This is a genomic window from Polaribacter sp. KT 15, assembly GCF_900143115.1.
Classification (GTDB): Bacteria; Bacteroidota; Bacteroidia; order Flavobacteriales; family Flavobacteriaceae; genus Polaribacter; species Polaribacter marinaquae.
Map to the genome: position 1 here is coordinate 2,936,702 of NZ_LT670850.1, position 23,035 is coordinate 2,959,736.

The 23,035-nt window shown below is 28.2% G+C and carries 21 protein-coding genes; 6 read left to right on the top strand and 15 right to left on the bottom strand.

The window, feature by feature from the left end:
- The first annotated feature begins 51 nt into the window (after positions 1 to 51).
- Entirely contained in the window at positions 52 to 885 is an 834-nt protein-coding gene (lgt, locus tag B5464_RS12975; protein ID WP_079738718.1) for a prolipoprotein diacylglyceryl transferase, read from the top strand.
- Positions 886 to 893: 8 nt separating this feature from the next.
- Positions 894 to 1,205 carry a DUF6787 family protein gene (locus B5464_RS12980; protein ID WP_079738719.1) on the top strand — a complete coding sequence of 104 codons (312 nt, stop codon included), beginning with the start codon at positions 894 to 896 and terminating at the stop codon, positions 1,203 to 1,205.
- On the opposite strand, the gene B5464_RS12985 is transcribed toward B5464_RS12980, so the two are convergent.
- A complete protein-coding gene (locus tag B5464_RS12985; RefSeq protein ID WP_079738720.1) occupies positions 1,202 to 1,468 on the bottom strand; it encodes a hypothetical protein in 267 nt (88 codons plus the stop codon). The two genes, B5464_RS12980 and B5464_RS12985, sit on opposite strands and share 4 nt — an antisense overlap.
- Before the next feature lie 83 nt (positions 1,469 to 1,551).
- Here B5464_RS12985 and B5464_RS12990 point away from each other — a divergent pair, with 83 nt between their 5' ends.
- Both B5464_RS12990 and B5464_RS12995 read left to right on the top strand, forming a co-directional pair.
- Complete coding sequence (locus B5464_RS12990; protein WP_079738721.1) at positions 1,552 to 2,181, top strand: CoA pyrophosphatase; 630 nt, start codon at positions 1,552 to 1,554, stop codon at positions 2,179 to 2,181.
- A 57-nt stretch (positions 2,182 to 2,238) separates the two neighbouring features.
- On the top strand, positions 2,239 to 3,054 hold the full coding sequence (locus tag B5464_RS12995; RefSeq protein ID WP_077809151.1) for a 1-acyl-sn-glycerol-3-phosphate acyltransferase: 816 nt from the start codon (positions 2,239 to 2,241) through the stop codon (positions 3,052 to 3,054).
- Between the two features lie 3 nt (positions 3,055 to 3,057).
- On the opposite strand, the gene B5464_RS13000 is transcribed toward B5464_RS12995, so the two are convergent.
- The 6 genes from B5464_RS13000 to B5464_RS13025 all read right to left on the bottom strand — a co-directional run bounded on the left by B5464_RS13000 (position 3,058) and on the right by B5464_RS13025 (position 15,194).
- Positions 3,058 to 3,507, bottom strand: a complete 450-nt coding sequence (locus B5464_RS13000) for a hypothetical protein (protein ID WP_079738722.1) — start codon at positions 3,505 to 3,507, stop codon at positions 3,058 to 3,060.
- Positions 3,508 to 3,668: 161 nt separating this feature from the next.
- Entirely contained in the window at positions 3,669 to 4,673 is a 1,005-nt protein-coding gene (locus B5464_RS13005) for an aldo/keto reductase (protein ID WP_079738723.1), read from the bottom strand.
- Positions 4,666 to 5,889 (bottom strand): nitrate/nitrite transporter, encoded by a 1,224-nt coding sequence (locus B5464_RS13010; RefSeq protein WP_231963606.1) that lies wholly within the window; start codon positions 5,887 to 5,889, stop codon positions 4,666 to 4,668. The genes B5464_RS13005 and B5464_RS13010 overlap by 8 nt, the downstream gene beginning before the upstream one ends.
- A 31-nt stretch (positions 5,890 to 5,920) precedes the next feature.
- On the bottom strand, positions 5,921 to 8,818 hold the full coding sequence (locus tag B5464_RS13015; RefSeq protein WP_079738725.1) for an FAD-binding and (Fe-S)-binding domain-containing protein: 2,898 nt from the start codon (positions 8,816 to 8,818) through the stop codon (positions 5,921 to 5,923).
- 179 nt (positions 8,819 to 8,997) lie between these two features.
- Positions 8,998 to 11,205 carry a DNA mismatch repair protein MutS gene (locus B5464_RS13020; protein WP_079738726.1) on the bottom strand — a complete coding sequence of 736 codons (2,208 nt, stop codon included), beginning with the start codon at positions 11,203 to 11,205 and terminating at the stop codon, positions 8,998 to 9,000.
- A gap of 275 nt (positions 11,206 to 11,480) precedes the next feature.
- Positions 11,481 to 15,194, bottom strand: a complete 3,714-nt coding sequence (locus B5464_RS13025; protein WP_079738727.1) for an MBG domain-containing protein — start codon at positions 15,192 to 15,194, stop codon at positions 11,481 to 11,483.
- A gap of 189 nt (positions 15,195 to 15,383) precedes the next feature.
- Between B5464_RS13025 and B5464_RS13030 the strand changes: the two genes are divergently transcribed.
- Positions 15,384 to 16,046, top strand: a complete 663-nt coding sequence (locus B5464_RS13030) for a uracil-DNA glycosylase (protein WP_079738728.1) — start codon at positions 15,384 to 15,386, stop codon at positions 16,044 to 16,046.
- Here B5464_RS13030 and B5464_RS13035 read toward each other — a convergent pair.
- The 3 genes from B5464_RS13035 to B5464_RS13045 all read right to left on the bottom strand — a co-directional run bounded on the left by B5464_RS13035 (position 16,030) and on the right by B5464_RS13045 (position 19,069).
- Entirely contained in the window at positions 16,030 to 17,043 is a 1,014-nt protein-coding gene (locus tag B5464_RS13035; RefSeq protein ID WP_079738729.1) for a glycosyltransferase family protein, read from the bottom strand. The genes B5464_RS13030 and B5464_RS13035 overlap by 17 nt on opposite strands.
- 3 nt (positions 17,044 to 17,046) lie before the next feature.
- Complete coding sequence (locus B5464_RS13040; RefSeq protein WP_079738730.1) at positions 17,047 to 17,925, bottom strand: UDP-2,3-diacylglucosamine diphosphatase; 879 nt, start codon at positions 17,923 to 17,925, stop codon at positions 17,047 to 17,049.
- 241 nt (positions 17,926 to 18,166) lie between these two features.
- Entirely contained in the window at positions 18,167 to 19,069 is a 903-nt protein-coding gene (locus B5464_RS13045) for a LysR family transcriptional regulator (protein WP_079738731.1), read from the bottom strand.
- A gap of 91 nt (positions 19,070 to 19,160) precedes the next feature.
- Here B5464_RS13045 and B5464_RS13050 point away from each other — a divergent pair, with 91 nt between their 5' ends.
- Positions 19,161 to 19,757 carry an NAD(P)H-dependent oxidoreductase gene (locus B5464_RS13050; protein ID WP_079738732.1) on the top strand — a complete coding sequence of 199 codons (597 nt, stop codon included), beginning with the start codon at positions 19,161 to 19,163 and terminating at the stop codon, positions 19,755 to 19,757.
- Positions 19,758 to 19,847: 90 nt separating this feature from the next.
- Here B5464_RS13050 and B5464_RS14385 read toward each other — a convergent pair whose 3' ends face one another.
- From B5464_RS14385 to B5464_RS13070, 5 genes are read right to left on the bottom strand one after another with little or no spacing between them, the layout of a single operon-like run.
- Positions 19,848 to 19,988 (bottom strand): hypothetical protein, encoded by a 141-nt coding sequence (locus tag B5464_RS14385; RefSeq protein ID WP_154066975.1) that lies wholly within the window; start codon positions 19,986 to 19,988, stop codon positions 19,848 to 19,850.
- 19 nt (positions 19,989 to 20,007) lie between these two features.
- Complete coding sequence (locus B5464_RS13055; RefSeq protein WP_079738733.1) at positions 20,008 to 20,868, bottom strand: substrate-binding domain-containing protein; 861 nt, start codon at positions 20,866 to 20,868, stop codon at positions 20,008 to 20,010.
- A complete protein-coding gene (locus B5464_RS13060) occupies positions 20,869 to 21,738 on the bottom strand; it encodes a nucleoside phosphorylase (RefSeq protein WP_079738734.1) in 870 nt (289 codons plus the stop codon). It lies immediately after the preceding gene.
- Between the two features lies 1 nt (position 21,739).
- Positions 21,740 to 22,684 (bottom strand): DUF1835 domain-containing protein, encoded by a 945-nt coding sequence (locus B5464_RS13065; protein ID WP_079738735.1) that lies wholly within the window; start codon positions 22,682 to 22,684, stop codon positions 21,740 to 21,742.
- Between the two features lie 4 nt (positions 22,685 to 22,688).
- Positions 22,689 to 23,012 carry a translation initiation factor gene (locus B5464_RS13070; protein WP_077809166.1) on the bottom strand — a complete coding sequence of 108 codons (324 nt, stop codon included), beginning with the start codon at positions 23,010 to 23,012 and terminating at the stop codon, positions 22,689 to 22,691.
- Positions 23,013 to 23,035 lie beyond the last annotated feature (23 nt).

Below are 23,035 nucleotides of genomic sequence, written 5' to 3' on the forward strand. Positions count from 1 at the left end.
ATTTAAAACAGCGATTGCTTTATTACTTTCGCACTTAGAAAAAATAAAAATATGAGTTTTTTAGCAATAGAATGGAATCCGTCTATAGGAATAGATTTAGGTTTTTTTACAGTTCGTTGGTATAGTTTAATGTTTGTAGCAGCATTTTTACTAGGCTTGCGTTTTATGAAAAAAATATATATCGAAGACAAAATTCCTGTAGAAAAAATGGATCCATTGTTTATGTATGTTTTTCTATCGATGTTAATAGGAATGCGTTTAGGAGACGTTTTCTTTTACAGTTGGGATTATTATCAGCATAATTTATTAGAAATATTTTTACCATTTAAAAAATCTGCAGAAGGGTGGAAGTTTACAGGTTTTACAGGTTTTGCTAGTCATGGTGCTGCCATTGGTATTCCAATTGCGATGTATTTTTATGCAAAAAAACATTTACAAAAACCTTGGTTGTTTATTTTAGATAGATTGGCAATAATGGTTGCTTTAGCAGGATTTTTTATTCGTTTTGGTAACTTTTTTAATTCAGAGATTTATGGAAAAGAAACAGGAAGTAATTTTGGTGTAATTTTTAAAGCAGCAGGAGAAACTACACCAAGACATCCTACGCAATTATACGAAGCTTTTAGTTATTTGGCTCTATTTTTTGTGATGTGGTATTTGTACTGGAAAACTGATAAAAAACAACAAACAGGATTTTTATTTGGTTTGTTTATGGTTGTTTTATGGTCTTTAAGATTTATAATAGAATTTTTAAAAGAACCACAAGTTCAACAAAGAGGAGAAGAATGGATATTTAGTCCTTTAAATACAGGACAAGTTTTAAGTATACCTTTGGTTTTAATAGGTGTTTGGCTAATGTTTAGGAAATCTAAAACTAAAGCTTAATTATTTTTATGGAGAAATTAAAAAAACGTTGGAATATAGAAAGTAACTGGTCTGTAGTTGCTATTTTTATTGTTTTTGCAATAAACGGTTCTTTTGCCGCTTGGGTTGCAAAACCAATTACTGCTTTTTTAGGATTAGACAGAGAAACAATATCAGGTTTTATATACTGGCCATTAAGAATATTACTTATTTTTCCGGTTTACCAATTAACGTTACCAATAGTTGGTTGGATTTTTGGGCAATTTAAATTCTTTTGGGCTTTCGAAAAAAAGTTTTTAAGTAGATTGGGTTTAGGATTTTTATTTAAAAAAGAAGATTAATTTTCTATTAATTCTTCATTTTTTCTCTTATTTATGATGTAGCTATAAACCCACATAATGGTAAAAGTTGGTATTATATCTAAAGGTAAAATCTCTTCTAAAAAAGAAACTATACCGGCAACTTTACCTTCTTTACCTTTGTACATCTTAGTCATTATATAACCAGATATTGGCGCCCAAAGAAAATCTAAAAAAGGTACTGGTATTAAGCCAAAAGCATCTAATGCAATACTTGCTATTAATTTTTTGTATTTATTATTCATATTTAATATCTATTCAAAATTCTTGCCAAAAAATAATTATTATATTTAAAAGGCATTAGTTTAATTCTAAAATACATTTTAAAGTGAAATTTAATCAATTTAAATCAAATATAAACTCTTTTAAAACAAGCAAATTAGGTGGTTTAGATGCTCAGTTTAAATTAGCGCCAGAACTTAGATTAAGATATGATGCAGATAAAATAAAAGCGAGTAATCCAAAGAAAGCTGCAGTTTTGGCATTATTTTACCCTAATGAAAATAATGAAACTACATTTATTTTAACAGAAAGAGCTAGTTATAAAGGCACACATTCTGCACAAATAAGTTTTCCTGGTGGAAAAATTGATGTTTCTGATAAAAATTTAGAAGCTACAGCAATAAGAGAAGCAAATGAAGAGATTGGTATAAAAACAGCATCGGTAGAAATTATAAGAGAACTTACAGATGTTTACATTCCGCCAAGTAATTTTTTAGCAACACCATTTATAGGTTATCTATCTAAAAGACCAAAATTTATTACAAATTACGAAGTAGAAACTACCATAGAGGTTTTATTAGAAGATTTATTAAATGATACATCGCTAACAACGGTCAATTTAAGCACCTCATACATGAAAAATACAGATGTACCTTGCTTTAAACTAAATGGTTATGTTGTTTGGGGTGCAACAGCAATGATGTTATCAGAAATTAAAGAACTTTTAAAACAATAAGGTTTGTAAATTGTTTTGTAAATTTGCAGTTAACCAAGTATTAAAAATTAATCTATAATGCCTTTATTTAAAAGAAATCCTTTTGGTCATATTTTGTTTTTAAAAAAAATGATTATTAGAATTTTTGGTGTAATTTCTCATGGAAGATATCGTAAGTTTAATAATTTACAAATTGAAGGATCTGAAATATTAAGAAATTTACCAGATAGAAATGTTTTATTTATTTCGAACCATCAAACGTATTTTGCAGATGTTGCTGCAATGTTTCATGTTTTTAATGCAGCCTTAAAAGGTAGAGATGATTCGATTAAAAATGTAGGTTACATTTGGAATCCGAAGTTAAATATTTACTTTGTTGCTGCCGGAGAAACTATGAAATCTGGTATTTTACCTAAATTATTTGCTTATGCTGGTTCTGTTTCTATTGATAGAACATGGCGAAGTGCTGGTAAAAATGTAAACAGGCAAGTTAAAAACTCTGATATTTCTAATATTCAAAAAGCCATTAAAGATGGTTGGGTTATAACATTTCCGCAAGGAACAACAACTCCTTTTAAACCAATTAGAAGAGGAACAGCACACATTATTAAAACTTGTAAACCAGTTGTTGTACCTATTGTTATTGATGGTTTTAGACGTTCTTTTGATAAAAAAGGCTTGTCTATAAAAAAGCGAAATGTTTTACAATCTATGGTTATTAAAGAGCCTTTAGATATTGATTATGATAACGAAACGGTTGCAGAAATTGTAACTAAAATTGAATATGCGATCGAACAACATCCTTCATTTTTAAAAGTTTTAACTGTAGAGCAGATAGAGCAATTAACAAAGGAAGAAGAAGAGTTAAATAAGCAAAGAGAGTTTTGGTCTTAAAAATTAAGGCCTTCTTTTTCTTTTCACTTCAAATAAAGTGTATTCAAAACCGATAAAGAAACTATATCGATATTTTAAATCATCGTATAAATATTCTAAATCTGTTCTCTGAGTTATTTGATTTAATACGCTTAATCTAAATCTGTCTCCTAAAAAGTATTCAAATTGCAAACCTGCAGATAAACTAAATAAATTTTTACCTGTTCGGTTGATAATACCAGCGCCAATACTTGGGGTTACATGAAAATTGTAATCATCTAAAACTTCCATAAAAGAAAATCCGCCAAAAGCGCCAAATCGAGTATAAATATCATCTAAAAGAGCTTGCTCAAACTCTAAACCGTACATAAAATATCCGTATTTTTTGTCTTGGGTTTCGTGTTTTAATCTAAAGTTATAATTTAAAGTTCCCGCTCGGTTACCAAGTTCATCACCCCAAATAAGAAGTTTCATATCTTGATGTAAAGAAAGATTTACAGAATTTTGTGCTTTTAATATTGAGCAACTAGCTATAGATATAGCTAAAAATAAGATGGGGGTTATCTTTTTCAGAATCATATTTTTACTTTATTATGCACATAAAGGTACTATTTTTTTTGATTTGGTTTAAAAAATTATTTCATTTTTAAAACTTTTTTAATTTGTTCTAATTCCTCATTATCAAAAATGATGTTTTCTAAAGCTTTTAAACTATCAGAAATTTGAGAAGTTTTACTTGCTCCAATCAATACAGATGTAATTCTTTCATCTTTTAAAATCCAAGAAATAGCCATTTGAGCCAAATTTTGGTTTCTATTTATTGCAATTTCATTTAATGCTTTAATCTTTGATAAATTTTCTAAAACCATATCTGTTTTTAAATATCTACCATCTTTTATAGCTCTAGAATCTTTTGGTAAACCATTAATATATTTATCAGTTAACATACCTTGTGCTAACGGAGAAAAACAAATGGCACCAACTTTAGATTCTTCTAATAAATTTAATAAACCATCTTCTACCCAACGGTCAAACAGACTATAACGTGGTTGATGTATTAAACAAGGTGTACCTAACTCTTTTAAAATTTCAAATGCTTTTTTTGCCTCTTTTGGTTTGTAATTAGATAAACCAACATACAAAGCTTTACCTTGTTTAACCATTAAATCTAAGGCGCCCATTGTTTCTTCTAAAGGCGTATTGTAATCTGGTCTGTGATGATAAAATATATCAACATAATCAAGATTTAACCGTTGTAAACTTTGGTCTAAACTAGAAATTAAATATTTCTTTGAACCATTATTCCCGTAAGGTCCTTCCCACATATCGTAACCTGCTTTAGATGAAATAATCATTTCATCTCTATAGTTTTTAAAATCTTTTTTAAGGATTTTTCCAAAAGTAGTTTCTGCAGAACCGTATGGTGGACCATAATTATTAGCCAAATCAAAATGAGTAATTCCGTGGTCAAAGGCACATTTAATTAAATTTCTAGCATTTTTAAAATCGTCATTTTCTCCGAAATTATGCCATAAACCTAAAGAAATTTCCGGTAGTAATAATCCGCTATTTCCAGTTCTTCTATAATTCATTTTGTCATACCTTTCTTTAGAAGGAGCATACTTTTGTTTTTTACTCATTTTGTATAGATTTTCTAAATCCCAAAGCTGCAATTAAGCCTATAATAGGGATTATGGTAAATGTTAAAAATAAATTTTCATATTCGTTAATTGTCGGATTTTCACCCAACATATAACCGTTAAAAAGAGACATAAAAATATCTGGTGTAAAACCAACTACAGATATAATACCAACTAAAGTACCTGTAAACTGTATAGGCGTGTTGGTTTCTTCTATGATTGCAAAATATAAACCTCTTAGTGCATAAGTACCAAAAGCCATTAAAATAAAACTTGTAAAAGAAAATGCAATTATTTGGTTTTTAAAAACACCAGAACCTAATAGTAAAGAGCAGAAAATTAATAGTATAAAGCTAGGGATTAAAATTTTTGAAGGTATTAGTTTATCAGCAACATACCCAATCGAAATTGCTGATAATGGTCTTATATACTGAATAAAAACAGCAAAATATGTAGCTTCTTGCAAACTGAAATTCCACACATCTTTTGCATAAGTGCCATAAACTCCTGTAAGCTTATAAGCACAATATGCACAAAAAATAATTAATGAATGATAAATTATTTTTTTCTGTTTTAGTAAAGAGAAAGCTTTTTTAAAATTGAATTTAGCTTCTGTATTTAAATTTTTAACATCATCTTTTGGTAAGAATTTCCAAACTAAAAAGGCAATTAAAAAAACAATACAGGTTATTGCTCCAATTATGTATTGTAAAGTTTCTATTTTAGTTTCTTGGCTAATTTCAAGGGCATTTTTAGGAAAAAAGGATGTAAGAATACTTGCGCCAAACAAAGCGATGGAAGCTGCAAAAAAGCCTCTACCACCATCCAATAAACCAAATGATAATCCTTGATTTTTCTTATTTCCCCATTGTCTAGTTGCTTTTATAAGCGATGCCCAAAATAATAATATTGTAGAAACTCCCCAAAATGCATATAATATTTTCAAGCTATTTATAGACGGAATCATAGTCATCCAAAATCCACCAAAAGCAGTTAAAATTAAAGATAACGTAAGTAGTTTTCTTGCTTGCCATTTGTCTGCTAGAAAGCCACCAATAAAATAAGAAATAACAGCTGTTAAGCCATATAATGCTTGGGCTTCACCAATTTGAGCATCAGAAATTACAAATACATCTCTAATAATTGGTTTAAAAACACGCATTAAGATAAACGGAAGTAAAAAAATAGCTTCGCCTGCAATAATTAGCGTAAGCATAGAAGCTATTTTATTTTTGTTTTGCATTTTACTAAGATAATGCTTCTTTTAGAATAGTTATTGGGTGTTTGGCAATTCGTTTTGTACCGTCGTAAATTTGATGTCTGCAACTTGTACCTGCAGCGGCAATTTCTGTTTCTTTAGGTGTATTTCTAATTTTAGGAAATAAAGTATCTTCACCTACTTGCATAGAAATTTGGTAATGTTCTTTTTCATAACCAAAAGAACCTGCCATACCACAACAACCAGAGTTTATAATTGTTACGTTATAATTTTTAGGAATATTTAAAATTTGAAAACTTGCGTGTGTACCAGATAAAGCTTTCTGATGACAATGCCCATGAACCTTTAAAGTTTTAGTTTTATTAGTAAATACATTAGTATCAAACTTTTTGTTTTCTAATTCTTTTGCAAGAAATTCTTCAAAAGTAAACACATTTTTTGCAATTTTTTCTGCGGATTTTTTGTCATCTGCTAATCGAATATATTCATCTCTAAAAGTTAAAATAGCAGAAGGTTCTATTCCTATTAAAGGAGTTTTCTCTGTAATAATATCTTTAAAAGTAGTTACATTAAAATTACAAACAGCTTTAGCTTGTTTTAAAAATCCTTTAGAAATATAGCTTCTTCCAGATTCTTCATGGTTTACAATTTTTAAATTATAGCCAAGTTTATCTAATAAGGAATAAGCATCTTTACCAATTTCTACATCATAAAAGTTAGTAAATTCATCACAAAATAAATAAACTGTTTTTTTATATTTTGTAATTGGTTGTTTTTTATACCATTTTTTTAAAGTTGATTTTGCTAATTTAGGTACTGTTCTTTCTTTAGCAACACCCATGGCAGCTTTAGCAAACGGTGTACTTAAAATAGCATTTGTTAAACTAGGTACAATGCTACCCAACTTATTGTATTTTACATTTTCTGCAAATAATTTACTTCTAAAAGAATAACCATTTGTTTCTTGATATTGATATAAAAATTCTGCTTTCATAGTAGCAATATCAACATTACTTGGGCATTCTGAAGCACAAGCTTTACAGCTTAAACACAAGTCAAATACTTCTTTTAACTCTTTATGATTGAATTTATTTGCTTCATTAGAATTTGTTAGAAATTCACGTAAAGTATTTGCTCTTGCACGTGTGGTATCTTTTTCGTCTTTTGTTGCTCTATAACTAGGGCACATTGTTCCGCCAGCTTCTACGGGTTTTCTACAATCGCCAGAACCATTACATTTTTCTGCTAATTTTAAAATCCCTTCACTATCAGAAAAATCTTGAATTGTTTTAATTTCTGGCTCATCACGATCAATTTCATAACGCAAATTCTCATCCATGGAAAAAGCATCTGTAATTTTACCTTTGTTAAAAATGTTATCGGGATCAAAAGCTTTTTTTATTCTTCTTAGCAATTGATAATTTTTTTCACCAATCATTAACGGAATAAATTCTGCACGTACAATACCATCCCCATGTTCGCCGCTAAACGAACCTTTGTATTTCTTAACCAATTCTGCAGTTTCAGTAGTTATTTTTCTAAATAAAACAACATCTGCTTTCTTTTTTAAATTTAATATTGGTCTTAAATGCAATTCACCAGCGCCAGCATGTGCATAATACACTGCATTTTGCTTGTATTTAGACATTATTTGGGTAAATTCTTCAATATAATTTGGTAAATCTTCTAAGGCAACCGCTGTATCTTCTATACATGCAACTGCTTTCATATCGCCAATCATATTACCTAAAGCACCTAAACCTGCTTTTCTTAAATAATGAACTTTTGCAATGTCTTTACCGTAAACTTTGGGGTGATGATAACCTAAATTATTTTTTTCTAAATCTTTAATTAAATTATCAGCTAAAACCTCTGCTTTATCTAAAGAATTTGCAGAAACTTCTAACATTAAAACAGCTTCTGGATCACCTTTTAAAAAGAATCGATTTTTTGCCAAATCTCTATTGTTTTTAGTACAATCTAATATGGTTTTATCCATAAGTTCACAATTGTATAAATTATGATTCATTGCAGTTACAGTAGCAATTAGGCTTTCGTTTATACTTTTAAAATGCGTACAAACCATTATACTTTCAGTAGGTGGTAAATCGTCTAATTGAAGTGTAATCGAGGTAGAAAAAGCTAATGTGCCTTCGCTACCACTTAGAAATTTAGCAATATTAATTGTAGATTCAGTTCCGCCAAATAAATTTGAAGATAAAAACTCATCAACTGCATAACCAGTGTTTCTTCTATGAATTGTTTCTTTCGGAAATTCTTTTTTTATTTCTTTCTGATTTTCAATTTGAGATAACTCAGAGTAAATTGCTCTATAAATTTTACCTTCTTGCGTATTTTCTTTTATTTTTTCAAGAAACTCATCAGAAGTAATTTCATTAAAAGTAGCAGAACTTCCATCACTTAAAATGGCTTTAATTTCTAAAACTTTGTCTCTAGTTACACCATATTTTATAGAAGTGCTTCCTGATGAATTGTTACCAACCATTCCGCCAATCATGCATCGATTAGAGGTAGAAGTATTTGGTCCAAAAAACAATCCGAATTCTTTTAAATAAACATTTAAAGAATCTCTAACAACACCAGGTTGAAGTGTAACAGTTTTATTTACTGCATCAAAAGAAATAATTTTTGTAAAATGTTTAGAAACGTCAACTACAATACCATCACCAACACATTGGCCTGCAAGAGATGTACCTGCTGTTCTTGGTATTAAAGTGGTGTTGTTTTTTTTTGCAAATTCAATTAATGTTTTTAAATCTTTATCATTTTTAGGAAAAGCAACCGCCAAAGGTATTTTTCGATAAACAGATGCATCTGTAGCATACAACGTTTTATGTAAGTTGTCGAATAAGACGTCTCCAGAAAGTGAATTATGAAGTTGTTTTAAAACAGTATTTTGAATCATTTTCTTTTTTAAATAGGTGTTGTTAAAACAAATATCTGAATAAAATAATGATAATTACAGAATAGGGAAGTGGTTTGTATATTTTTATTGATTTTACAAAAAAGGCTCAAAATTATTACTGAATTGAAATTTATATTAATTTTTTATGCCTAATTCTAGTATTTTAAATTTTGAAGCTTCTATTTTTTAGCTTTTTCTACAAGTTCAATTTTATTTAAAGTTGTTTTTGTAGTGAATACGCCATAATTAATAGTAACATTTTTCTTGTCAATTTTATCAATAGTTCCTACAGAATTAGAGTCTATAATTCTAACACGATCATTAATTTTATAATTGTAAGAAGCCTTTTCTTTTGCAACTTTAATTTCTTCTATTTTTTTCTCTTTTCTAACTTCAACAACCTTTTTTAATACTTCTTTTTCTACCTTTTTTATAACCTCTTGCATTTGTTTTTCTACAACTTTTGCTTTTTGTTTTTGAGATTTGGTTTTAGGCTTTATTGGGTTTTTCTTTGCGTACTTAACTTTTTCGTCTGCAACCCATTTATTAAAACTAGTGTTTAATTCTTTTTTATTATTATTTTGAAAGTATTTGTTTAGAAACTCGTTAATTTTTCTACCAAGAGAAAGCATTCTTTGGTTATTATCATATAACTCTTGAAAACCAGCTAGTTTAGACTGAATTTTATCTTCTTTTTCTTGTAAACTATCCAAATGTTCTTGTCCTTTAGACTTTTGTTTTTCAAGATTATCAGAAGTTCTTTGCAATCTACTACGTTCTTTTTGCAGTTTAGAAATTGTTTTATCTAATCTAACTTTTTCTGTTTCGACTCTTTTTTTAGCTTTATTAATTAAGCTAAAAGGAATTCCGTTTTTTTGTGCAACTTCAAAAGTAAAAGAACTACCTGCTTGTCCTACAAATAGTTTGTATAACGGTTCTAAAGTTCTCTCGTTAAACTGCATATTTGCATTGATAACATTGTCTAATTCGTTTGCTAAAACTTTTAAATTAGAATAATGTGTTGTTATAATACCGAATGCTTTTTTATTATAAAACTCTTCTAAGAAAATTTCTGCTAAAGCACCACCTAACTCTGGATCAGAACCAGTACCAAATTCATCAATTAAAAACAAGGTGTTTTCATTACATTTTCTTAAAAAATAGCGCATATTTTTTAAGCGATAACTATAAGTACTTAATTGATTTTCTATGGATTGATTATCTCCAATATCAGTTAAAATTGTATCAAAAATATAGGTTTGACTTCTTTCATCAACCGGAATTAATAAACCGCTTTGCAACATTAATTGTAGCAAACCTATTGTTTTTAGAGTGATACTTTTTCCACCTGCATTTGGTCCAGAAATTACTATAATTTGCTGTTTTTCATTTAATTCTATAGACTGCGAAATGGTTTCTAAGTTTTGCGCATTATTTTTTTTCCATAAAATAGGATGATAAGCGTTTTTAAAATAAACTCTTTTTTCTTTCGTAATTTTAGGCAACACAGCATTCATTTCTCTAGAATACTTCGCTTTTGCACCAACAGCATCTGTATGAACTAAAAAATCTAAATATTCTTCTAGAAGTGGCGTAAAAGGACGAATTGTTTCTGCTAAAGCACGTAATATTTTAATTACTTCTTGCTTTTCTTCGTACACTAAATTTTGATATTCTCTACTATATGCTAAAGTTGCTTGTGGCGCTATATAAACGATATTACCAGATTTAGAAGCGCCCAATAAACTACCAGCAACTTTTCTTCTGTGCATTGCAGAAACAGCCAATACTCGCTGATTATCTACAATTGTTTCTTTAATATCATCTAAATAACCTGCGGAAATTGCTTTTGATAAAGCACTAGAAAAACTTGCACCAATTTTACCTCTAATGTTATTAATGTCTCTTCTAATTTGTTTTAATGCGGCAGAAGCATTGTTTTTTACTTCACCAGAAATATCAATAATTTTTTTTATTTCATCATCTACATAGGTTGTAAATTCTATTTTTTGAGAAACTTCAAAAAATGTTGGGAACTGAACTTTAAATTTTTTAAAAAATTTAATCAATTCATTTACAGTTAAAGAAGTCGTTGCAATTTTTAAAAAAGCTTCTGTTTCTATAAAACTGTTTTCTATTGCCAAACGTTTTACATTTTCTGTAACATTATCAAAACCATGATTTGGCACTCTGTTTTCACTCTCAAAAGAAGATAAATATTCGTTTACCAAATGCAATTCTCTAAACAATTGCTTTCTACTTTCTATAGGTGTTGTATTAAAAACTTTTTCTTTACCTAGACCACTAATACAATGTTCTGAAACATGCTGTAAAACAGTCGTAAATTCTAAATCTTGTAATGTTTTTTCTGAAATATTTGTTCTCAACAAAAGTGTTTTTATTTATCTAACAAATTTATAAATTCTTTTGGTAGGTTTTATAAAATGACGTTCTTTTTTACAGTTCTATTAAATATGAAAACCTTTTTGTAATTAGTTGTTTTTTAAGAACTAATATTTTTAAATTTTAATAGATAAAAAAGTTTCAATTAAAACTCAATTATACTGTTAAGAGCTTATACTAATGGTAGTAGTATAAGCTCTTTTAACAATTTTAAAATAAGTTTTTGAAACAATAACTTCTGATGTTTTTATGTGTTTTTTTAAAGTTTAATTATTTTTTTTATTCCACTTCCTTTATCGGTATTTATTTTAATGAAATATATACCTGCTGGCAAGTTAGAAATATTGATTCTTTGTTTTTTAAGATTGTTTTTTAATACTTTACCTTGAATGTTATAAATGCTAAATTCGTTTATTTTAATATTATTGTTAACTTTTAGTGAAAGTATATCTTCAACAGGATTTGGATAGATAATTATATTTTTATCAATAAAATTAGAATCTAAACCTGCCGTTGAAGAAATTGTAAAAACACCTTCTGTAAAGTTTTCTTGATAGTTGTTACTTATAAATAAAGATCCTTTTTGTATTGCATATGTGCCAATAGTTTCTCCAGGAATTCTAGTCATGTTTCCAGTAAAAACATCGCCATTTATTAAACTACCATTGATAATTTGATACGTTAAATCTGGATCTACACTTCCTAAAGATTTTGTTATATTATCTGCTAAAATGCTAATTGGTCTTTTTGTAATATTTAAAGTTCCGTTTATAAAATTTAAAGAATAGTTGTTGTCGGAACCCTCTGTTAAAATTATGCTATAAGATCCAATATTAGAACTTTGTGATGCTACAGAAGAAATTTTTGGTTCTTCATCTAACATAGTCGCATTCTCTCCATTTATAAAACCTGAATACTGGTATGTAAAAGTAGGGTTTGCATCTCCGTAATTTCTTGAGTAGTCATCTGCTGTAACGTTTAAATTAGCTTTGCTAATTGTTAAAGTAATATCTTTAAAACCTGCTTTATAAATGTTGTCTGCCGCAATATTAGCTCTAATGGTTACTAAGGCTGCGTCTCCAATATTTATTATGTTATTATTTGTACCACTTAAAGAGGTTCCATTTGCGTTTCCTTCTATTGTATAGCTAATCTCCCCAGAAGAATCTGATGTAGCGTTTAATTGAAAATCTGTATCTCCATAAGTTTTGTAAATGTCCGAAAATGTTATAGTTGGTGCTAAAAGAGCGTTGGTTGTAAAGGTTTCTAAATTACCATAATTAATTCCTGCAGAATTAATTGCGTAAGATTTAAATGAATATTGCGTATTTGTATCTAAGTTCGTTATAGTTTTACCGAAAGTTCCAATTCCAGTTCCGTCACTTATTTTTACAACATCGTTTCCATTAATTTCTGGATTGCTATTTTCTGCACTTATTGCGTAAACAATTCCTCTATCAGTAACCAAGGCACCACCATTGTTAGAAATATTACCTGATAAATTTACACTACTTTGAGTAATGTTAGTTGCTGCTGTTGTTGTTAATGTTGCAATTCTAGTTAATTGAGTTGAAGCTGTGTTCGTTATTATAGGAGCATTATAATCAAAATAAATGTACGAGGTATTTTCTGCAATATCATTTATACTAAAACTACTTTTAGGTTTTATTTTGAAGAAAATCCAGCCATGACTTTCTGGTTCGTTAGATAAACTATCTGCTAAGTGAATGTTTTCAAAAATAAATTCTACCTTATTACCTTCTTTTATAGATGTTCTGTAATCATGACTTGCGGAAACAGGTGTAAAGGTAGACCAATCTAAATCTGCATCTAATTCATTTTTAACTACAATGTTAATAGCGGATGCAGTACCTGTATTTTGAAAACGAACTCTGTAATTTAAAAAATTAGGGACTTCTATAGCGTCTATATAGTTTCCTTCAAAGCAAATAATATCATTAGGATCATAAGAATTTACTACAGTTTCTGTAAACGAACTTGTATTGTCTGTTGGGTTAACATCTGTATCTGTACTACTAATATTACTGGTATAAGTTATTAAGTCACCTCCATTTACAGGGTTTATAGTCGCAACAGGAGTATTTATATTGAAATTGACATCAATAAATTTCTTTTCAAATGGAAGTAGATTGTTGTAATTCCAACTTAAAATTGTATTTGTTTGAGAATCAGGAGCAATACTAGCATTTAAAAAGTTTAGTTGATTATCTGGAAATTCTAAATCTACAGAACCTGATAAAGTACTAGAACCTATATTTTCATAAAAAACTCTTACAGAAGTGTCAAAACCAGGTCTTGCTTCAGATGTAGGTATTACCGTTATTTTAACATCATTTACAACTTGATTTGCTGTAATACAAAAATCAATTACTTCGGTATTACCAGAACCTGTAAATGTTTTTGATTGAGTTGTTGGAGTAACGGAAAAAAAGCTAGGTAAATTTAATAAAATTTCAACTGTATTTGTTGCCTCTTGTGTGTAAAGTATGTATTCTCCGTTAGAATTTGTAAACGCTACATTGGCAGAATTAGTGCTAGTATTTGTTAATTTGGTGTTTATAGATTTAGTATCTAATGCATCACAACCATTGTTATTAAAATCAAAAGAAACTGTACCTGTAATGGTATTAGAATTTGTTGGAATAAAAGAGCATATATCAGAATAAAATGATGATCCATTTTTATTTGTAAAAGTTGAATTTGCATAAGCTAAATTATCTACACATATTAATTTTAAATTAGGATTATTTAAAACGTTAAACCTGTTGTTGGTTATTGCAGAATTATTTCCGTTCTTAATATTTAAACTAGTTAATTGGTTATTGTTAGCGTATAATGTGTGTAAACTTGTTTGTCTAGATAAATCTAAGCTTGTAATTTGGTTACTACCACAGGCCAATGTTTTTAATAGCGTATTATTTGTTAGGTCTAAATTTGTTAATTGTGTGGTCGAACAATTTAATGTTTCTAAAGCAGCATTTTGCAATAAATTTAAATTTATTAGTGGGTTATTTCTAGAATCTAAATGAGTTAATCCTGTGTTGTTAGTTATATCTAAATTAGATATTTGGTTAACAAAACATTTTAATGTTGTAAGAGTATTTGTGTTTGGTAATATTAAAGAGTTAATTGAATTATTATCGCAAATTAAACTGGTTAAAGAAGTGTAAGAAGAAGCATCTAAAGAGGTAATTTGATTTCTTTGGCAGTTTATAGATGTTACTGTATTGGTAATTGGTAAAGTAAAAGCAGTAATTAAGTTATTATTACAGGTTACATTAATTAAATTTGTTTGCGCAGAAAGATCTAAGGTTGTTAATCGATTTCTACTAATGTCTAAGTTAGTTAAAGTGTTTGTAGTAGGCAGTATTAAAGAATTAATTTGGTTATAATTACTAGTTAAAACACTTAAGGATGTTTGAGATGATACATCTAATGTTACTAAATCGTTTGTATGACATATTAAAGTTTCTAAACTACCAGAACTCGGAAAAATTAAATTACTTATTCCGGGGTAATAATTAATAGTAACATTCGGATTTTGATTATTAGAACAATCTAAATATGTTAAATTAGTTAATGCAGAAACGTCTAAACTTGTTAATTCATTATTACTACAGATCAAAGAAGTTAAATTTGTAAAGGCTTCTATACCTGTAAAATCACTAATTCCAAATGATATAATTCCACCACCACCAACACAGTTTGGATCATTTGGATCCGGACAAAATCCTCCCATATCTTCAACACTTTGAAAGTAAGAGATATTTAAAGAGGTTACAGCTTGGGCCTCTGATAATGAAATTTGGTAATCGTTATTTGTATCTATAGTAGGTGTGTAATTTAGTAATGCCTGTTTAAATTCGTTATCTGGAATATTTACATTCTGACTTTGTGAATAATTAGATATTAATAAAGTAATAATTGCAAAAAATAGTAATTTTGATTTCATAGCTTTTGTTTTATTTAAACAAATATTACTTATTTTATAATTTTAATTATGAGGGTTTTACCTGTTTTATTTTTGGGATATAACTGGAATTTCAGTTTAAAATAATTAGTTATATAAATTTAATGTTTTCATAAAGTATATTAATTTTGAAATCTTAGAAAGTGTATCATTAACTTAATTAAATTTCGAATGCAACTAAAAATAGCCGATAGCTGGAAAAATATTTTACAAAATGAATTTGATAAAACTTATTTTAAAGAGTTGCTCAATTTTGTAGATGAAGAATATAAAAATCATCAATGTTTTCCTAAAAAAGAAGATATTTTTGCTGCTTTCGATTATTGTTCTTTCGATGATTTAAAGGTTGTTATTATTGGTCAAGATCCATATCACGACGAAAATCAAGCAAATGGTTTGTGCTTTTCTGTACAAGATAATATGAAACATCCGCCTTCGTTAAAAAATATTTTTAAAGAGATTTCTACAGATTTAAATCAAGAAATTCCAGAAAGTGGAAACTTAGAAAAATGGGCAAAACAAGGCGTTTTATTATTAAATGCAACACTAACAGTTAGAGCGCACGAAGCCGGAAGTCATCAGAAAAAAGGATGGGAAACCTTTACAGATGCTGTAATTAAACAAATTTCTAATGAAAAAGAAAATGTAGTTTTTTTACTTTGGGGTAAATTTGCTGAAAGTAAATCTAAATTAATAGATATAAAAAAACATACAATTCTTACTGCGCCACATCCTTCTCCTTTAGGCGCATGGAGAGGTTGGTTTGGTTCTAAACATTTTTCTAAAACTAATAAAATTCTTCAAAAATTACAGAAAACTACGATAAAATGGTAGGTAAAGAAGAAGATTTATAATATGGCAATAATAAAGCTTCTAAAAGGTCTTCTGTAGTGTCTGAATAATTTACTTCGATAATATTTTCAGAACGAATCCATTTTGCAATTTTAGGCACCTGTTTTTTACTAAGTTTTTTTATTGTATGAACACCCATTTCTTTAAGTGCAAGTGCGTTGCATTGTTGTTCATATTGATTTTTCATAGGTATAACCATTAACCTTTTCTTTAAAAATAAGGCTTCAGAAGGTGTTTCGAATCCCGCACCACACAAGACACCACTAGAACTTGCCATACTTTTTATAAAATCAAATTCGTTAACAGGAAAAATAGTAATATTTTTCTCGAAGATTAATTTCGTAGTATCCTTAGAAAAAATATGCCATTTTACAATCGGAATTTTAGAAAGTATTTTTGCTATTTTATCATGATGATAAGAAGGTAAATAGACCGTAAAATGGCCTTTGTTTTTTACTGTTTTGTGTCTTATTTTTTTTCTGATAATTGGCAAAAATGTTGCTGAACTATAACTGTTAAAATGAAAGCCAAATCTTACTTTAGAAGGTGCATAATATTTTAAAATTAGCTTTTCAATTTTAAATTTACCTATTTTTGGTGAGGCTGAGTCTAAAACCGCATTTTGATGACTTAAAGAAATGATATTTACATTATTTAACCGAGCAGCCCAAGCAGAAACTGGTTCAAAATCATTTATAATTAGGTCGTAATCTTTTACAGGTAAGTTTTTTATTTCTTTATAAAATCGATATAAATTCATTTTTTTATAACTCGCTATAAAGTCTATTCCGCCGTTTTTACCAAAAGTAAAGTTTAAACCTTTTAAATTGTATTTTACATCAAAACCCAACGGAATATTATTTTCGTTACCACTTAATAATATATCTAAATCTCCTTTTTGTTGTAAAATTGGTATAATTTCTTTTGCTCTCGTTAAATGTCCGTTTCCTGTACCTTGTATAGCGTATAATATCTTCATAAATTATTTTACCGGTTTTTTTATGTCAAATTCTTTTAAAAATTCATTAAAAATAAAGTTTTGAGAATCTTGTTTTTTTAAAGCTTTTAACTCTTTTTTAGATAGCTTTACTGTATTGTTTTTTACAATTTCATCTTTATTATATTCGTATAAAGTCCATTGCTTTTTCTTATATTCTAATGCAGTTAAATTTTCTATCCAATCGCCAGAGTTTAAGTAAGTTGTTTTTCCTTTAGCGTTCGCAATTTCTCTTATTTCTGGTTGATGAATATGACCACAAACTACATAATCGTAGTTGTTATCAATTGCAATATCAGAAGCGGTTTCTTCAAAATGATTGATAAATTTTACAGCACTTTTTACACTGTTTTTAATTTTTTTTGATAAGGATAGTTTTCCGTAACCAAATAATTTACTAATCCAATTTATAAAGGTGTTAATCAAAATAAGTAAATCATAGCCTTTACCGCCTAATTTTGCCAGCCATTTCGAATGCTTCATGGTTACATCAAAAACATCACCATGAAAAATCCATGTTTTTTTATTATCAATATTTAAAACAAGTTTGTTCAAAATTTTAAAATTCCCCAATTGAAAACCTTTAAATTTTCTAAGCATTTCGTCATGATTCCCGGTAATGTAATACACTTCTGTACCCCTAGAAAGTAGCCCAGTAATGTGTTTAATTACATTCATGTGAGATTTAGGAAAATAACGTTTGTTAAATTGCCATATATCTATAATGTCTCCGTTAAGTATTAAAACTTTAGGATCTATAGATTTTAAATAGTTTAATAATTCTGCCGCTTTACAGCCGTAAGTGCCTAAATGCACATCAGAAATTACAGCATAGTCTAACTTACGTTTTTTGTTTTTTTTCATCTTAAAAAGGTAAATGTTTAGAAGTTATTCTTTGGTTACATAAAGTATTTAGAAGATACTTATAGTTATGTAAGGTTAAATAAAATGTACACAAACGCATTCTGTATATAGTTTATCAAACTTACAGACACTATGTTTTGTTATGGTAAATTAATGATAAAAAAAAAGTAAGTTAATTCTTATTAAAAAGTTTATAAATTGTAAGCTAAGTGTTAAGTCTAATGCTTTTACTATTAGGTGATTATTTTAATTTTGATGTGAATATTTTTCTAATAACATCTAATTCTTTTTTATATTTTAAGTCTGTTCTTAATGCAAAATATAAGGTGTTTTCTGTCTTAATTTTACCTTTCCAAACTAAATTTATTTCCTTTTTTAAAATTTGTTCTTCACATAAAAAATCAGGAACTAATGCAAGTCCATTACCATTTTTTAAACATCTAATTATAGAAGTAATATTTGGTAAAATATAATTGGGTTTAAAACTTGGCTTTTTATTAAAGTTTTCAAACCAAAAGCGTCTAAAATGCTCCATTTCGTTTGACGAACTGTACCATAAATTTTTAAGCAATTCTTCTTCTAGTTTTTTAAAATTTTTAGAATTGATATGGCTTGTTATTACTGAAGTATCTGTTTTGTTTCCTGCAATTAAGACAATTCTTTCTTTAGAAAAAGGAATATATTCTACCAATGATTTTTTTTCAACTTGTTTTTTAGGAGTAATTACTATATCTAAAATACCATTATTTAAATCTTTTATTAAATCTGTATGCGCACCAAACCTAGCAACCAAATCAAAGTTTAATTTTTTAATTTCGGGTTCTAGAATCAATTGAAACATTTCAGAACACATTCCTATGTTTAAAGACGGATTTTTTTCTTGAGTTGTTTTTTTAAAATGTTGCTCTGCTATTTCTAATTTTGTTAGCGATTCTATAATATATTCATATAAGAACTTTCCATCTTCGGTAGGAATCATCTTTCTAGAAGTACGTTCAAACAGTTTTTTACCAACATAGGCTTCTAGAGCATTTAAATGTACACTGACACCGGGTTGAGAAGCGTAAAGTGCAACAGAAGCTTTGGTTAAAGTTCCGTTTTCATATATTTCTTTAAAAGTTCTGTACCATTCTAAATTTACCATAATCATTATAATATTAATACAAAGGTATAATTTGTATTATTTTTACAATAGTAAATGTAGTTTTAATTTTGCTTTGGATAAAATTATAAACATGAAAAATATATTTATTATAAATGGAAGTCATCCATTTGCACATTCTGGAGGAAGATTTAATGAAACACTTTTTAAAACTACAATTTCACATTTTGATACACTAGAAGGGTTTGATGTTAAATTTACTCAAGTTGGTGAAAATTATGATGTTAAAAATGAAGTTGAAAAATTTAAGTGGGCAGATATAGTGATATATCATACACCAATTTGGTGGTTTCAAATTCCGTTTGGTTTTAAACAATATATTGATGAAGTTTTTACAGAAGGACATCAAAATGGAATTTATGCAAGTGATGGTAGAAGTAGAAAAAATCCTGATATAAACTACGGAACAGGTGGTTTAATGCATGGTAAACAATACATCCTTACAACTAGTTGGAATGCTCCTAAAACTGCATTTACACTTGAAAACGAATTTTTTAATCAGAAGAATGTAGATGAGGGCCCAATGTTTGGCTTTCATAAAATGAATGCTTTTACAGGTATGAAGTTGTTAGCTACTCATCACTTTCATGATATGGAAAAAAATGCTGATGTTCCTTTAGAATTAGAGAATTATAGTGTTTTTCTTAGAGATTTAATAGCTAAACTTTAGTACTATTATATTCATAGTAGTGTTAAATTGAAACAAAAAATCCGCTGTAAAAAGCGGATTCATTGAATTTGGAATTAAGAAACAAATAAATTATAAAATATTTATCTGTTTTAATGTCGTTTGGTTTGTTGTTATAGTATCTGCCAAACCACAAGGTTTAGAAGTACTTCTACAAGAAGAAAAACACATAAGACTTACTATACAAATTGCAACAAATACTACTTTTTTCATCTTTTAAAAATTTTAATATTTAAATGTACATATTTTTTACGAACTCAGTTGAGTTTTTCTTCTCTTCTATAACGTTAAAACTTACCATTTTATTTTGAATTCTTGTAATTAAATTTTTGGTAATTGGTTTCCCGTCATTCCATTCAGTTATTTTTAACCATTTCTGAATGTCTTCTAGCTTTTGCTCGTATCTTTTTGCTAAAATTTTATCGATATCTTCTATTTCCTTAAAATTAGCAGTTTGGGCATTTATAATGTCTAAAACCTTTTTTACTTCGCTTGCATTGTTTTCTAAAACTTCATTTCTAACAGCAACAACAAAACATGGCCAAGGTGTTGGGCAATTATCGACTCTTCTAAAAGTGCCGTTATCTACCAATGGTTTTGTTGTAAAATGTTCCCACATAAAGTAGTCTGCTTCACCATTTGTTAGTGCATCAATACCACCTTGCAAATTTCCTATAACTTTAAATTTAAGTTTTTCAACATTCCAACCTTGATTAAAAGCATTTACAATTGCCATTAAATGAGAACCAGAACCATACCTACTAATTGCAATTGTTGCATGTTCTAAATCTTCAATTTTTTTGAATTTAGAATCTTTAGCCACATGAATTCCCCAAATTAACGGAGTTTCTACAAATGTCTGCACAATTTTAGATGGATTACCAGCAGCAATATCTTTAATAATTCCTTCTGTTAAAACAATTGCAATATCAACTTCACCTGCACGCAATGCTTTGCACATGGCACCAGTTCCGCCAGGAAAATCTTGCCATCTAAGATTGATGTTTTCTTTTGTGTATTCTTTGTTTTTAAGTGTTAAATACCAAGGATAATTAAAGTGTTCTGGTACACCACCAACTTTTAAATTCGTCATTTATTCAGCTAATTTGTTAAGCGAATATTCTATTAAATTTTCTACAACTTTTTTGTAATCTTCACTAAATGTTCCGTTTGCTCTATTTGCAATAATTGCATTCATAGAAACGGCATTATGGCCTAACAATTTAGACAAACCGTAAATAGCCGAAGTTTCCATTTCTAAATTTGTAATTCTATTACCATTAAAGTTAAAAGAATCTATTTTACTATTGATTTTTTCATCTTGTAAAGCCAAACGTAAAACTCTACCTTGTGGTCCGTAGAAACCACCAGCAGTAGCAGTAATTCCTTTAAAAATTTTATCCGAAGATAATTTTTCTTCTAAAGAACTACTATTTTTAACTAATAACGGATTCGATTTCTTTGTACTCCAATTAGTATGTTCTACAAAAGCATTTTCAATTTCTGGATTAGAAATTTCATCAATTTGATAGGAGTGAAGCATTCCGTTTAAGTCTAAGCCGAAAGAACTCATTAAAAACGAATCTACCGGTATGTCTTTTTGTAAAGAACCAGAAGTACCAATTCTAACAATATTTAAAGCTGTTAATTGGTCTTTAGGTTTTCTTGTTTTTAAATCGATATTTACCAACGCATCTAATTCATTTAATACAATATCTATATTGTCTGGGCCAATACCTGTAGAAATTACAGATATTCTTTTGCCTTTATAAACACCTGTTGTTGTTTTAAATTCTCTTTTTTGAGTTGTAAATTCAATTGAATCAAATCTATCTGTAATTTTATCTACTCTGTCTTGATCGCCAACAAAAATTATATCGTTAGCTATATTTTCTGGTTTTAAATTCAAATGATATATGCTACCATCTGCATTTAAAATTAATTCCGATTGTTGTATACTCATACTAATTTGTTATTTGTAATAGTTTTTCTGATGCATTGCTGTACAAAAAGCTATATTTTTTAGAACCGCCAAGGTACGAATTATCAGAACGTAATTCTCTGTAATAATTCGTTTCATTTACTAGCAGTTCTTTTCCTCTTTTAGAGAGTTTTGTTGGGTTTATAGAATCAAACGCATTGTTAAGGTTATTGATAGCTGTTTCATATTGAATATCGCCAAACCCAAAAACTTGTTGCAATTCTAATAATTTTGTAATGAATTGTTTTTTTGTTGAAAAAGTGTAATTATTGGCCGTTTCTAAAATAAAATTTTCGGTATTATTTAAACCATTTTCTACAGACGGAAACCTTTTTAAATGAACTTTTAAAGCATCAACTAAATATTTAAAGGCTTTATTTGGTTTAAAATTATTTACAGTTTCTAAGCGTAATGGACTATTAGAACAGTATAATTGCCAAATATAATCTGCATATTCAATATCATTTTGATCTAATTCAATTTTATTTTTATAGTGTTTTAAAATTTGATTTTCAGACAAATCTGTAAGCGAAAACATTTTATCAGAACCTTTAATTTTACCGCTACAAACTAAAAATATAGTATATCCTTTTCTATGTTTTTTTAACCAAGAAAGTACAGCTAACATATTAATTTGACAAAATAAATCATGCTCAAACCATAAAACAATTTCTTTACTATTTTTTGTATTACAAAGACTTCTGTATTCTTTTAAAGTTAAATTGATAAACATTTCTTTAGAAACATTATAGCTATTTTTAAAGAATTGAAATCTTGTATTCCAAAATTTTTCGCTACCAACATCTGTTAACGTTTTACCTTCACATAACATTTCTCTCCAAGTTATAATTTTACCTTTTACTTGAAGTTTTTTAAGATAGTTTGTTGTACAATCTCCGTTAGTTATATGTAAAGTTTTGTTTAACATTTAATCACCCACCAACTCTTTTTACCTTAAAGCCTTTGTCTTTAAGCATTGTCATAATTTTGTCTCTATAATCTCCTTGTATAATAATTTTATCATCTTTAAAACTTCCGCCAACAGATAATTTTGTTTTTATCTCTTTTGCTAAGATTTTAAAATCTGAAGTTGCGCCATTATAACCTTCTAAAATTGTAATTGGCTTCCCTTTTCTTTTTTCGTATTTACAAATTATAGGATCGTCTTGTAACCAAACATTCGATTTTTCTTTTTTTGGTTCTTCTGATTCTTTATGCTCTGGAAAAAGGTTTTTTAATTGATCTTTTAAATCCATTTAAATAATTTGATATTAATTTT